Origin of the sequence: Bradyrhizobium sp. CCBAU 25360, from assembly GCF_028128695.1 — a bacterium.
Taxonomy (GTDB): Bacteria; Pseudomonadota; Alphaproteobacteria; order Rhizobiales; family Xanthobacteraceae; genus Bradyrhizobium; species Bradyrhizobium ottawaense.
In genome coordinates this window covers 1-303 of sequence record NZ_LBJA01000003.1, presented here as the reverse complement: position 1 = coordinate 303, position 303 = coordinate 1, and the positions used below count along the sequence as shown (strand labels likewise).

Genomic DNA, 303 nt, shown 5'->3' with positions numbered 1-303 from the left:
GAGGTGCTGAGCGCCTCTACGAGGCCGACTTCGTCGGGTTCTCCTACGGCTTCCGGCCGGGGCGGAATCCTCACATGGCGCTTGATGCTCTGCATACGGTGATCATGAGCCAGCACGTGAACTGGGTGCTCGATGCCGACATACGCAGCTTCTTCGACTCGGTCGACCACGAGTGGCTGTTGCGGATGGTGGCGCACAGGATCCCCGATCCTCGCATCTTGCAGCTCATCGGGCTGTGGCTGCGAGCCGGCGTTCTTGAGAGCGGCGAGAAGCAAGAGACGGACAGGGGCACGCCGGGGGGGG

At 64.4% G+C, this 303-nt stretch carries 1 pseudogene; it reads left to right on the top strand.

Going from position 1 to position 303, the window contains the following annotated elements:
* Positions 1-74: 74 nt before the first annotated feature.
* A pseudogene (locus tag XH81_RS04725) lies at positions 75-303 on the top strand (reverse transcriptase domain-containing protein); the annotation flags it as partial.